Origin of the sequence: Chryseobacterium populi, from assembly GCF_000282115.1 — a bacterium.
GTDB lineage: Bacteria > Bacteroidota > Bacteroidia > Flavobacteriales > Weeksellaceae > Chryseobacterium > Chryseobacterium populi.
Genome location: NZ_AKJY01000066.1, coordinates 25,338 through 37,555 on the forward strand (window position 1 = coordinate 25,338; position 12,218 = coordinate 37,555).

Annotated in this window: 13 protein-coding genes; 8 read left to right on the top strand and 5 right to left on the bottom strand. The window is 35.4% G+C overall.

The features are described from left to right. Nucleotides 1-10: 10 nt before the first annotated feature. Nucleotides 11-2,671: a hypothetical protein gene (locus tag PMI13_RS15370; protein ID WP_007845309.1), complete on the top strand. Its 2,661-nt coding sequence runs from the start codon at nt 11-13 to the stop codon at nt 2,669-2,671. 25 nt (nt 2,672-2,696) lie between these two features. On the opposite strand, the gene PMI13_RS15375 is transcribed toward PMI13_RS15370, so the two are convergent. Beyond that, entirely contained in the window at nt 2,697-3,047 is a 351-nt protein-coding gene (locus PMI13_RS15375) for a hypothetical protein (protein WP_007845311.1), read from the bottom strand. Nucleotides 3,048-3,221: 174 nt separating this feature from the next. On the opposite strand from PMI13_RS15375, the gene PMI13_RS15380 reads away from it, so the two are divergent. Beyond that, nucleotides 3,222-3,416 carry a hypothetical protein gene (locus tag PMI13_RS15380; protein ID WP_007845313.1) on the top strand — a complete coding sequence of 65 codons (195 nt, stop codon included), beginning with the start codon at nt 3,222-3,224 and terminating at the stop codon, nt 3,414-3,416. A gap of 122 nt (nt 3,417-3,538) precedes the next feature. Then, complete coding sequence (locus PMI13_RS15385) at nt 3,539-4,585, top strand: PA0069 family radical SAM protein (protein WP_007845314.1); 1,047 nt, start codon at nt 3,539-3,541, stop codon at nt 4,583-4,585. Between the two features lie 137 nt (nt 4,586-4,722). Here the strand turns inward: PMI13_RS15385 and PMI13_RS21360 are convergent, their stop codons facing one another. Together PMI13_RS21360 and PMI13_RS15390 are read right to left on the bottom strand one after the other, a co-directional pair. Beyond that, nucleotides 4,723-4,884: a bacteriocin-like protein gene (locus tag PMI13_RS21360; RefSeq protein WP_007845316.1), complete on the bottom strand. Its 162-nt coding sequence runs from the start codon at nt 4,882-4,884 to the stop codon at nt 4,723-4,725. 72 nt (nt 4,885-4,956) lie between these two features. Beyond that, nucleotides 4,957-5,907, bottom strand: a complete 951-nt coding sequence (locus tag PMI13_RS15390; RefSeq protein WP_007845318.1) for an isopenicillin N synthase family dioxygenase — start codon at nt 5,905-5,907, stop codon at nt 4,957-4,959. Nucleotides 5,908-5,992: 85 nt separating this feature from the next. On the opposite strand from PMI13_RS15390, the gene menD reads away from it, so the two are divergent. Beyond that, complete coding sequence (menD, locus tag PMI13_RS15395; protein WP_007845321.1) at nt 5,993-7,669, top strand: 2-succinyl-5-enolpyruvyl-6-hydroxy-3-cyclohexene-1-carboxylic-acid synthase; 1,677 nt, start codon at nt 5,993-5,995, stop codon at nt 7,667-7,669. Here menD and PMI13_RS15400 read toward each other — a convergent pair. Together PMI13_RS15400 and PMI13_RS15405 are read right to left on the bottom strand one after the other, a co-directional pair. Continuing rightward, entirely contained in the window at nt 7,666-8,292 is a 627-nt protein-coding gene (locus PMI13_RS15400; RefSeq protein WP_007845324.1) for an aminotransferase class IV, read from the bottom strand. The genes menD and PMI13_RS15400 overlap by 4 nt on opposite strands. Next, nucleotides 8,276-9,253: an aminodeoxychorismate synthase component I gene (locus PMI13_RS15405; RefSeq protein WP_034670487.1), complete on the bottom strand. Its 978-nt coding sequence runs from the start codon at nt 9,251-9,253 to the stop codon at nt 8,276-8,278. Before PMI13_RS15405 ends, PMI13_RS15400 begins: the two co-directional genes overlap by 17 nt. 47 nt (nt 9,254-9,300) lie before the next feature. Here PMI13_RS15405 and PMI13_RS15410 point away from each other — a divergent pair, with 47 nt between their 5' ends. The 4 genes from PMI13_RS15410 (at nt 9,301) to PMI13_RS15425 (ending at nt 12,184) form a co-directional block, all read left to right on the top strand. Then, complete coding sequence (locus PMI13_RS15410) at nt 9,301-10,023, top strand: hypothetical protein (RefSeq protein ID WP_007845328.1); 723 nt, start codon at nt 9,301-9,303, stop codon at nt 10,021-10,023. Between the two features lie 69 nt (nt 10,024-10,092). Further along, entirely contained in the window at nt 10,093-10,830 is a 738-nt protein-coding gene (locus tag PMI13_RS15415) for a hypothetical protein (protein WP_007845332.1), read from the top strand. Then, complete coding sequence (locus PMI13_RS15420; RefSeq protein WP_007845338.1) at nt 10,830-11,918, top strand: AI-2E family transporter; 1,089 nt, start codon at nt 10,830-10,832, stop codon at nt 11,916-11,918. Before PMI13_RS15415 ends, PMI13_RS15420 begins: the two co-directional genes overlap by 1 nt. A 14-nt stretch (nt 11,919-11,932) precedes the next feature. Continuing rightward, the gene (locus tag PMI13_RS15425) at nt 11,933-12,184 is read left to right on the top strand and encodes a DUF3820 family protein (protein WP_051957038.1); all 252 of its coding nucleotides are present in this window, start codon (nt 11,933-11,935) and stop codon (nt 12,182-12,184) included. Nucleotides 12,185-12,218: the final 34 nt, after the last annotated feature.

Consider the following 12,218-nt stretch of genomic DNA (forward strand, 5'->3'; position numbering starts at 1 on the left):
AAACACAACTATGAAAAAAAAATGGGTTAAAAAGCTGCTGATAGGAATCGGGGTTGTGTCGGGAATCATTTTACTGACAAACTTTGGACTTAATATCTGGCTTAAAACCCAGCTTCCGGATTACATTAAAAACAATACGGATTATAAAGTTTCTTATAAAACACTGGATGTTGATCTGGGATCCGGAAATATCATTTCTACTGGAATTACCATCAATAGTAAAAACCCGCAAAATATTGATGTTATCAGGCTGCAGGGGACGATAGATACTATAAAGATCAGCCGGTTCGGGATTTATGATGCTCTATTTAATAAACAGATCAGTTCATCAGATTTGCAATTGTCAAGTCCCAATTTAAATGTAATTCTTGCAAAGCCGGTTGATCATAAAACCGGAAAAAAAAGAAACCCGGTATTATTTAAAAATATCAGGATCAATAACGGAAAGATCAATATATTCAGGCATACAAAACAAAAATTTTTATCAGTACAGCATTTAGATTTATTTGTTGAAAATCTTCAGATAACAGAAGAATCGGTAGAGAACAGACTGCCGGTTGTTTTTGACCGTTATGATATTAAAGGGAATAATTTTTTCTTTCGCCCTGACAATATATATGCGATAAAAATCAATAAAATAAGCACAACAAACGGGCAGATGTCAGTTGAGAGTTTTCAGTTGATCCCGTTGCTGAATTTTTCACAGTTTAAAAGGTTTTATCCAAAAAAATCAAAGCTGTTCAGGTTTGACATTCAAAAAATGGATTTTAAGGATGTGGTATTGACTAAAAATAAAATATCCCTTGCCAATGCTGATTTTTATAATCCCAATCTTTTAGTGTATACAACGGGGATAACCGTTAAAAGATCAGACAGACCAATGAACAATGAGGTTGATCTGAATGATATTAAACTAAGCAATGCTACCGTTCAGGTAATGAAGCCGGATGGGAATCATCTTCTTTCTGCAAAAAAACTTAATCTGGACGTCAGTCAATTTGAGTTCAATAAAAAGACTTCTGAGGGAATTATTCCTGTAAAATATAAAGATTTTAAATTTTCGGGAAAGGATATTCTTTTTTCTAATCACCGAAACTATAAGGCTGAAAGCATTGCTTTGAATCCCAGAAGCGGGGAGCTGAATACTATTTCGGTGGTCTCCGGCGGTGTTTCGGGGAAAACTTCAATGAACTTATCTGCCGGCCATATTGCTTTTAACATCAATAAATGGGAAATGATTGATAAAAAACTCAATCTTGATGTGAAAGATGTATTGGTAAATAATTTAAACGGAACGATTAAAGCAGGAGAAAATAAAACGCTTAAAAAAGCAGGCATCAGCAGAATTCAGTTTCCTCTTATCATCAGAAAAGTGATCTTGAAAAATTCAAACATCACTTACGATAAAGGAAGCCAGCCGCTGGTTTTTAATGATCTCAATGCAACAGTCTACAATGTAGAGCTAAACCCAAAACCTGGCAACAGGGGAATTGCTGTAAAAATAAAAGACTATTCTCTGACTACCAGAGATTTTGCTTACAAAACACAATTCTATCATATGAATGTTGGACTTTTAAAACTGAATAAAAATAAAATCCACGTTAATAATTTTGTGATGAAACCTCTCGTTTCGAGAGCGCAATTTATTAAAATGATACCTGTGGAAAGAGATTTATATGACCTGAAAGCCAGCCAGATCACTGCGGATGGGAATTGGGATCTATTTTCAAATGATAAATTCATCAATGCTTCCCATGTGGTTATTCAATCTGCGAACGCCAATATTTTCAGAAGTAAAATTCCAAAAGATGACCCTAAAATGAAGCCTTTGTATTCCAGGATGTTACGTTCTGTAAAGATCCCGTTGTATATCAGTAATCTTGATCTGAAGAATTCGATCCTGATATATGAAGAAGATACTCCGGAAAGTGCAGGACCGGGAAAATTAACATTCAGCAATTTTAATATGAATGTTAAAAACCTGAATTCAATGAAAACAAAAGGGAAACCGACCAAAGTAGACATCAAAATTGACTGCTCATTTATGAACCTCGCACCATTATCCGTAAACTGGAATTTTGATGTGGCCAATCAGAATGATGTTTTCGGGATTTCAGGAAGGGCTGTAAACCTTCCCGCTCAGGGTATTAATCCTTTTATACGGCCCTATCTCCATGTGACGGCTACAGGCACTATTCAGGAAATGCTTTTCGATTTTAAAGGAAACCCTGCCGGTCTGCATGGAACATTTAACCTGAAGCATAAGGGATTAAAAGTTGCTATTTTAAATAAAAATAATAAAGAGAAAAAAGGATTTCTCACAGCGGTTGCCAACCTTGTGGTAAAGTCTGATTCAGGAAATCTGCCCGAAAGCGTTACCGTTGAAAATGTGGAAAGAGATCCTACAAAATCTTTCTTTAACTTATTCTGGAGAGGGATCGAAGATGGTTTAAAGAAGACTTTAATAGAGATCAATATTGACAAGACTAAAAAAACGGTGCAAAAAACGGTTTCTGCAGTCAAAGAGGTGAAAGAGTCTGTTAAAGAATTAAAAAAGGAAATAAAAGGTCCGGATCATAAAAAAGAAGAGCCTAGGCCAGAAGAAGTGAAAAAGGAAAAAGGTTTTCTGAAAAATGTATTTAAGAAAAAAGAAAAACCCGAAGAAAAATGACACCGGGTTTTATATTATAGAATGTTTAAAAATTAAACTCATCGCTTTCCTGAATCGGAATATTTCTTAAGAAGGCATCAAACTCTTCACCGGGATAATTGCTGTCTGCTCCATAAGAGTCTATAATCATGCCCAGATTTCCGGCTGTATCTTTTAAAACATACAATACTGCATTGTCATCGGGATTACTGTCACCTTCAAAACGATATGTTTTTAATATGGTGAGGTCAGTGGGCTGGTAGTTTTTGTCAGAATTTTCGAATTTCATTTCACAATTCCCATTCATTCTGAATTCTCTCTGTATTCCTCTTTCAGACAGTGTTTTCATGACCTGGCTTAAAGTTGTCATTCTGTCAATGTTATCCGGGTTTTCCATAATGATTTTTTTTCTTTGATTAGTGCAATAATTAAACCATTCATTTTAAAATCAGGGATTTTTGATGATTATATTTTCTTTAAAAAAAAAGCTGAATGTTAACAAAAATTATAATTATAAAATAATGGATAGGTATACTTTTTGCAATAGACCAAATAATAAATCGGACAAAATATGAAAAAAGAAGTTGGCGTTTTACTGGCAGGAGGAATTGGTCTTTTGGCGGTATTAAGTTTTATAGGGATTAAAAAAATATTACACAAAAAAGATAAAAAATACAGTGATTATTATTCAGATTATCACAGACACTTTGATGGAAAAAACCACGATGATGAATATCACGGAGTGGAATTTTATGCGATGAAGTAGTAAAAAAGTATATTTAATTATGTTAAAATCCAACGCTTTTATAAGTGTTGGATTTTTTTGTGGAAAACTTTAGTGTTAAAACTCATTATTTTACAAAAATTCCATTCTAATTTTACATCAGAATGCAGAACGAAAATATCATAAAAGGTCAGGGAGCTCAGCGAAATGTAATCAACCGTTTCGATAAGTATACCTTTGAGCCTGAAGATGAAGATTTCGAAACAGTAAAAACATCTTTTACGGAGGTTTTTCCCAAGACCATTGTAAATCAGGTGAAAAGCGAAGATTTGCCGATGGAATATTCGATGAATCCTTATCAGGGTTGTGAGCATGGATGTTCCTATTGTTTTGCAAGGCCTACTCATGAATATTGGGGATATAGTGCAGGAATTGATTTTGAAAGAAAGATCATGGTCAAGAAAAATGCTCCTGAATTATTAGAAAAATTTTTTCAGAAAAGAGGGTATAAAGCGGCTCCTATTTTGCTTTCCGGAAACACAGATTGTTATCAGCCGGCAGAAAGACAATTCGAAATTACAAGAAAAATACTTCAGGTTTGTCTTGATTACAGGCATCCTGTCAATATTCTGACAAAAAATGCATTGGTTTTAAGAGATATGGATTTGCTGAAGCCACTGGCAGAGCAAAACCTTGTTTCTGTTTCTTTAAGTATCCCTACGATCAACGAAGAGCTACGGAGAAAAATGGAACCAAGAACCAGCTCTGCAAAAAATAAGCTGAAAGCGGTTGAAATTCTTTCAGAAAATAAAATTCCGGTTAATGTGATGGTGGCACCCATAATCCCGGGATTAAACAGTGATGAGCCGTTAAGTATTTTAAAGGCAATTTCCGAGGCAGGGGCTCAGAGTTTCGGATATACTCTTGTGAGGCTGAATGACACGGTAGAACCTGTTTTTGTACAATGGATAGAATCCAGCTTTCCTGACCGGGCTCAGAAAGTTTTAAACCTGATCCGTTCAATGCGCGGGGGAAAACTTGGTGAAAAAAGGTATTTTACCCGGCAAAAAGGAGACGGGAATATTGCTGAAATGATTCACAATACATTTAAAATTGGGCGGAAAAAATTTTTTGAAGGGAAACAGTTTCCGAAACTTTCAACGTCTGGTTTTACCGGAGCTAAAGATCAGCAACTGAGATTGTTTGATTGATTTTTATCAGCTATGAATTATATAAGCTTTCACAGATTGTAAAGTGGATAACCTGTGAATTTCAAAATATTTGGATTCATTAAAATAAAAACCGTCCCAAAAGGAACGGTTTTCTTATTATTTGCAGATGATTTATTTTACATAGTATCATCAGGACATTTAAAATCATTGCTGCAAGTCTCACAGATGACAACTCCGTTGCAGTAATACATACAAAATTCAGGTTCCGGAAGTTTTATTTCTCCTGCTCCTGAAATACTTTTTAATTGGCTGTTACTTAGTTTTTTTAAATTTTTCATATTGTTTTAATTAAAAATTTGACACTTAAGTAAAGATAATTAAAAAAATATATACAAGATTGGGGCTTTAGATTATTTTTTTATTAAACCCAATTCTATTAATCTCTCGTACAAAAACTCTCCGGCAGTAGTATCTTCATATAGTTTCGGATTGTTTTCATCAACACAGTTTTCAAGTGCATTAAGAGACATCTCACTTACAGGATGCATAAAGAAAGGTATTGAATATCTTGAAGTTCCCCATAATTCTCTTGGCGGGTTTACCACCCTGTGAATGGTAGACTTCAGTTTATTGTTGGTATGTCTTGATAACATATCACCAACATTAATCATCAATTCATCAGGGTCTGCAATAGCATCGATCCAGTCGCCATTATGATTCTGAACCTGAAGCCCTTTACCCTGAGATCCCATTAAAAGGGTAATCAGGTTGATGTCTCCGTGAGCGGCAGCCCTTACAGCATCATCAGGTTCCTGTGTAATTGGCGGGTAATGAATAGGTCTTAAAATTGAGTTCCCTTCTGCGATTTTATCATCAAAATAAAATTCATCCAGGCCAAGATATAATGCCAGTGCTCTCAAAACATATTTCCCGGTTTTTTCAAGCATCTGATAAGCCTTCTTACCTACTTCATTGAATTTTGGAAGTTCTTCAACATTTACGTTATCCGGATACTGGGATTTGTATTTTGAGCCATCCGATACATACTGACCGAAATGCCAAAACTCTTTTAAATCTCCTCTTTTAAAACCTTTTGCCGTTTCTTTCCCGAATCCTACGTAGCCTCTCTGGCCTCCGATTCCGGGAATTTCATACTTCTGTTTCGTTTCCGTTGGAAGTTCAAAAAAGTTTTTAACCTCCCCATACAACTCATCTACTAACTGATCATCAAGAAAATGGCCCTTTAAGGCTACAAAACCAATTTCTTCATAAGCTTTTCCGATTTCATTTACAAATTTCTGTTTGCGTTCCGGGTCACCCGAAAGGAAATCACGCAGGTCTACACTAGGTATTTTATCCATTTTTAGAAATTTACGAACCGCTAAATTACATATTTTTTGAATTAAATGATTTTACAATTAAGTATTTATAAACTAAATTTGCCGAATGAAAAAATATTCTTCCAAAAGAAGTATTCAGATACTTGCCCATCTTCTTCAACAGTACGGAATTTCAGATATCGTTATTTCTCCGGGGTCCAGAAATGCTCCGCTGGCGATCCATTTTTCGGAAGTGGATGCATTTAACTGCTTCAGTATTGTGGATGAGCGAAGTGCTGCTTTTGTAGGAATGGGAATGGCCAAAAGTGAAAGAAAACCTGTAGCGATCACCTGTACAAGCGGCTCTGCGGCTGCAAACTACTATCCTGCAGTTACTGAGGCTTTTTATCAGAATATACCACTTTTGATTTTAACTGCAGACCGGCCTACGGATTTTGTGGATATTTTTGATGGACAGACTATCAGGCAGAATAATCTTTTTCATCAGCATTCTTACGGAGATTTCCAGCTTATAGAAGACAGCAGGGAGAATGCAGAAGATATCAATTTTGATATTATTAAGAAAGCCATTGAACTATGTTTTGAAAAACAGGGCCCGGTGCACATTAATATTCCTTTGGAAGAGCCTTTATATGAATTGGTTTCTGAACTTCCGACTTTTCCGACGGTTGAAAGAACGATCAAGCAGAAAGAATATGAGATTCCGTCAAATCTAGTCGCTGACTGGAATACCTCTCAACGAATCTTACTTTTGATAGGAACAAAAGATTATAGCCCGGAACTGGAAAACCAGCTTACCCAATTGGTGAAAAATCATTCTGTTGTTGTTTTAAGCGAGGCGAATTCTAATCTGCATCATGAAAAATTTTTCAAACATATTGACCGATATATTTTTAACTTCACAGAAGAGGACTATAAAATGTATACCCCTGATCTGTTAATTACAATCGGGCAGAATGTGGTCTCCAAAAAGGTAAAACAGTTTTTGAGAAGTGCACGTCCGAAGCAACACTGGCATCTGGATGAGATCTGGCAACCAGACACCTATTATTCTTTAACTGAAAAAATTGAAGTAAGACCTGAGATTTTCTTTTCCAGGTTATTAAAATTTATTAATCTTGAGCCAAGACCCTATTTTAATCTTTGGGATGTTTTAAGAGATAAAAAAGATGCAAGACATCAGCAGTTTTTAAATTTAGTTGAGTTTTCAGATTTTTATTTTTTCAATAAGGCGTCACAGACAATTCCTGAAAATTATAATGTTCATTTCAGTAACAGCTCTGCCATCAGGTATGCTCAGTTATTTGATTTCGGGAAAAGAAGAATATACTGTAACAGAGGAACAAGCGGAATTGACGGATGTACTTCAACTGCAATGGGCTTTGCAATAAAAAATGCTAATCCGACGTTATTAATCACCGGAGATTTGAGCTTCTTCTATGATATCAACGGTCTCTGGAATCAATACATCCCACCTTTTGTAAGGATCATTATCTTCAACAATGGGGAAGGGAATATTTTTAAAATCATTCCGGGGCCGGGAAATGCCAATCCGAATACATTGGATGAGTTTATTGCAACGAAACATCATAAAAATGCAGAGTATCTGGCCAAACATTTTGGGTTCTCCTATACTAAAGTTGAAGATGAACCTACATTAGACCGGGTTCTGGATAATTTCTTCAAACCGGATACACAACCGAAAATTCTTGAAGTGAATACCCATGGAAAAAACAGTGCTGATGTTTTGAAGGCTTATTTTGAGTTTATGAAAGAGAATTAAAGGTCCAGATATTCTTCATTACCCGGCAGATTAATAATTCTGTCGATGGGATAAATAAACATATCGTCGAAATCATTCAAAGCATTAATCAGCTGGAAGTGCGAAAACTCTTTAATATTCTGTAAAGTAATTTCCTTTTCTTTGATTTTCTTTTGCTTTAAAAGGTGCTGCCTCTGCACTCCATTCAATAAAAAGGAGGCTGGAGTAAACCAGTCTTTGCCCTTCAGGAACAGAAGGTTGGAAAAAGAAGTGTCTGTAATATGATTATTTTTTACAATGATGATTTCTTCAGCCTTGGATTTCATTTTCATTTTATCCAGTTCTTTCCGGTCTTCAAATTTGAAAGAATAATCAAAGCTGTTGTTTTCTACCAATTGAAAATCCTGGATTTCAGGGATAGCATAAGGGATCATCTGTGTACGGATTCTTTTATCCAGATCATAGGCGATTCTCAGTTTAAAAAGACCGTCTTCATCATGTTCCAGATGTTTGAATATTTTGGCAAGATCAATTGAACCCTCTTTTCCGAAATGGGAGAAAGTGTGATCTACACGCTTTTGATGAAAATCCAACAGGAAAACTTCCTGGTCTTCTACTTTAATACTTTCAATGAATTGGGACATAAATTTTATTTTTCATTTCCTGATACTCGTCTTCTAATTTACTCATGTGGGTTATTCCGCCTCCGCTTTTGAAATAGAGCTGGTCGCCTTCTTTTTCAATAAAACGGATCATCACGCAGCTGTCAAGATTTTTTCCATCAAACCAACCACAAACCCCGGTGTAATATCCTCTGTCATAACCTTCAGCATTGAGAATAATTTCCAATGTTTTGGGTTTGGGAGCTCCTAAAATAGAACCGGCGGGAAGCAGTCTTTTCATAATACTGCCTACTTTTCCAGCAAATTCAGGGGTTAAATTTCCTGAAATTTCAGAACTCATGGCATAAAGGTCTTTTTGATGGGTTTTAATAAAGTCAATATGCTGGAACTGATCAACTTTTACATTATCCGCCACCATGCTAAGATCATTCCGGAGTAAATCTACCACCGTATAATGTTCAGCCTTTTCTTTTTTATCATTTCTTAAAATTTCCACTGCATTTTCTAAAGATGCATCAATAGTTCCTTTCATAGGATAAGTGAAAATTTTACCGTCAATAATCTTTACAAAAGTTTCAGGAGAAAAAAATACAAAAAAATCTTTATAAAAAACCTTGTATTTGGCATTTGAATGATAAAAAATTTCTTCGAGGCTTAAATTTGTTTCAATCCTCGTTTTTCTTGTATAATTTACTAAATAAGAATTTCCCAGTTGAATATTTTTCTGCACATATTCAAATCCTTTTTGAAAACTTTCTAATGTTTCAGGATAAGACCTCCATTCAATTTTCTGTGGTAGCTCATGGTAAATAGATGGTGTTTTATATCCTTGAAAATCAATTGATAAGCCTGATTTTTTAATTTCGTTTTCTTTATAGATTTCAACATTTTCTGTAAGGAAATCGATGATGAAAAAATAGGGAACTTTCTGAAGAGAAAGCTCGTCCATTTCCATAAATTTTTGATGATTCGTTGAAAACATTCTGCAAAAGTACTTATTGATGTTTACTTTTGCACAAAATATTTTTAATGCAGAACAAATATCCTCAGAAACCGGGAATTGATTTTATACTCAAACAGGCTTTTTTTTATTGGAATAAAACATTGATTTTTCAGCTGATGTTTTCAGTCCTCTATTTTGGGATTTTCCTTACGGTATTCTTTTTCTTTGATTCAAAATACGGAATACTGGAGCAATATATTGAAACAGCTAAATATGCAAAAGACGGTGTTCAGGTATATTCTGAGCATCTTGCCAAAATGCTTTCCCAGCCGGAATTTCAAAGGTTTTCCTGGGGGATGATTGGGGTTGCGATTTTTTTATATCCGCTAAACTTAGGCTTTTATCAGATTTACAGAAAGCTTGATCTTAAAGAAAAGCTGGAGATCGGTGATCTGCTTGTGGGGTATAACGGCTTCAATTTTTTGAAATATGTAGGATATTATATTTTCTGGTTTTTTGTTTTCAGCTATGCTTTCCAGACGATTATACTTGGTATTGTGTGGGTTTTTATAACGATATTCGTAGCCCCGCTGATGTTTTTTACGGATAAAAGGATCTTTGAAGCAATCAGTTTAAATTTTAAAGCGCTGAAAATGTACTTTATTGAAATATTGGTATGTGCCATTGTGGCTTTTATTTTTAAATGTCTCGGGTTTATGCTGTTTTTTGTTGGTGGGTTATTTACTTTCCCATTCTGGAATGCAATGATTTATTCACTTTATAAAACGGTTTTTTCGGAAAAGAGTTAAATTTTAAACAGCTTACTATTTTTTAGTCAAAAAAAGTTAAATTTGATAAAATCATAAAAATATTTAACCATGTCTGAATTTAACGAGTTTGACCAACAGGGTTCTGTTCCGGGTAAAGATACGGGATCAATTATTTCACATGCTTTCGAGATGTATAAAGGGGTAATTCTCTACGCGATTGTAGCCATGATCATTTATGTCATAGGAGACTCTATTTTACAATCAATCACGGGATTTAATTCATGGAATATTGCAGAAGAGATCAGGGATACAGATGGAAATGTCTCAAATTTCAGATCTTATTATTCCCCCGGTTTATCTTTATATTATTCTTTTTCGAGTATTCTTGGAGCACTTCTTTCCCCTCTGTATGTAGGGTTGATTTATATTATTAACAAGTACAATACAAAAAGTACGGTAGAGTTCTCTGATTTATTTATCGGCTATAGACAAAATTTTGTCAATATTCTGATTTACAGTTTGATTGCCCATGTTGTTCTGAGAATTGCATTAGCAATGTGTGGGATTCCATTTTTCTTTGTGTTCCCTTTTTTCCTGTTAGGATATCCGATTCTTCTTTTTGAAAATGCATCGGCAACGGAAGCAATGGGGAAAGCCTATAATATTGCAAAAGATAATTACGGAACCTTTCTGGGGGGGTCATTTCTTGGACTTATACTGAGCTTTTGTGGGGTTTTTGCCTGTTGTATCGGGATCATTGTAACCGGAAGCTTTATCACTGCAGTAATGTATTCTACCTATTGTGCCTTTTTAGGAAAACCCAGACAAATCGTATTTAAACAATAATGGTGAACAAAGATAAACAAATAAGCAGTGTTGCTATAAAGCAGGTTTCATTACTTGCGATCATTTTGGTGTTGACGGGATTGATTTGTTTTAACCTCGCTCTTTTTATACCTTCAGTTTTAGGGGCTATTACTATTTATGTAGTTTGCCGGAGATATAATTTTTATTTACAGGAAGAGAAAAAATGGAAACCATGGGCTTCATCACTTCTCCTGATGCTGGCGAGTCTGATTATTCTTATTTTACCGATCTATTTCATCGGAGATCTTTTAATTGAAAAACTCGGAAAAGCACAGGCTTATATGACTAAGTTTAATGTTTTTCTGGAAAAAATACATTCTTACATCTTTTCAAAAACAGGCTTTGATATCCTGAGTAAGGAAAATATGGATAAATTAAAGAGTTCGGTAGGAAAAGTTTCAACTTCTGCGCTCAGTGGAACCTTCAATACCCTTACAGTAGTGATGTCCATGTATTTTATTCTTTACTTTATGCTGGAAAGACCCAGGGTTTTTGAAAGGATTCTCGCATCGTCTGCACCCTTGAAAAGAGCCAATGTTTCTTTGATCGGGGACAAGATGAGAAAGCTGATTATGGCCAATGCGATTGGAATTCCTGTAGTAGCGATGGGGCAGGGTATTGTAGCATTGGTTGGGTATTTTATTTTCGGAGCTCCCAGTCCGGTATTACTTTTTGCTTTAACAGCTGCTGCATCAATGGTTCCTGTTGTTGGGGCCGCGATTGTCTACGTTCCGGTTTGTATCTATATGATCGCTGAAGGAAATACGGGGCCAGGTCTGGGATTGGCAGCCTACTGTCTGATTGTAGTGGGATTGACGGATAATTTATTGCGGTTTACCCTTTTAAAAAAGCTGGAAGATGTTCATCCCCTGAACACGGTTTTCGGGATTATTATGGGAATGAACTTATTTGGCTTTATGGGGCTGATCTTTGGTCCGATTCTGATTTCTCTTACTCTTCTTTTGATTCAGGTATACAGAAATGAATTTTCAGACGATGACACTCCTGAGCTGCAGTTACCGGATAAGGATGATGATTTAGAAAAAAAAGTTGATTTAATAGTATAAGAATTGTGGAAGGAATAAATCCGGAGATATTAAAAGAAATCTGTGTCGTTAAAATGCCTTTCGGCAAGTACGAAGGAACAGTCATTGCTGATCTACCAATAAGCTATCTTGAATGGTTTTACAGAAAAGGAATGCCCAAAGGAAAACTTGGGATGCAGCTTTCAACAATTTACGAAATAAAACTGAATGGTTTGATGGATCTGCTGGTTCCGATTCGGGGAATGGTAAATCATAATCAGCCTAAAAATAAGACTTATAAATTTTAGATACAGTTTCGGCGGCATCGAAGATGCCGCCGAA

Bases quoted from the DNA above. Each gene is read 5' to 3' on its own strand.
- PMI13_RS15370 (WP_007845309.1), top strand. From the start codon at position 11: ATGAAAAAAAAATGGGTTAAAAAGCTGCTGATAGGAATCGGGGTTGTG.
- PMI13_RS15375 (WP_007845311.1), bottom strand. From the start codon at position 3,047: ATGGAAAACCCGGATAACATTGACAGAATGACAACTTTAAGCCAGGTC.
- PMI13_RS15380 (WP_007845313.1), top strand. From the start codon at position 3,222: ATGAAAAAAGAAGTTGGCGTTTTACTGGCAGGAGGAATTGGTCTTTTG.
- PMI13_RS15385 (WP_007845314.1), top strand. From the start codon at position 3,539: ATGCAGAACGAAAATATCATAAAAGGTCAGGGAGCTCAGCGAAATGTA.
- PMI13_RS21360 (WP_007845316.1), bottom strand. From the start codon at position 4,884: ATGAAAAATTTAAAAAAACTAAGTAACAGCCAATTAAAAAGTATTTCA.
- PMI13_RS15390 (WP_007845318.1), bottom strand. From the start codon at position 5,907: ATGGATAAAATACCTAGTGTAGACCTGCGTGATTTCCTTTCGGGTGAC.
- menD (WP_007845321.1), top strand. From the start codon at position 5,993: ATGAAAAAATATTCTTCCAAAAGAAGTATTCAGATACTTGCCCATCTT.
- PMI13_RS15400 (WP_007845324.1), bottom strand. From the start codon at position 8,292: ATGTCCCAATTCATTGAAAGTATTAAAGTAGAAGACCAGGAAGTTTTC.
- PMI13_RS15405 (WP_034670487.1), bottom strand. From the start codon at position 9,253: ATGTTTTCAACGAATCATCAAAAATTTATGGAAATGGACGAGCTTTCT.
- PMI13_RS15410 (WP_007845328.1), top strand. From the start codon at position 9,301: ATGCAGAACAAATATCCTCAGAAACCGGGAATTGATTTTATACTCAAA.
- PMI13_RS15415 (WP_007845332.1), top strand. From the start codon at position 10,093: ATGTCTGAATTTAACGAGTTTGACCAACAGGGTTCTGTTCCGGGTAAA.
- PMI13_RS15420 (WP_007845338.1), top strand. From the start codon at position 10,830: ATGGTGAACAAAGATAAACAAATAAGCAGTGTTGCTATAAAGCAGGTT.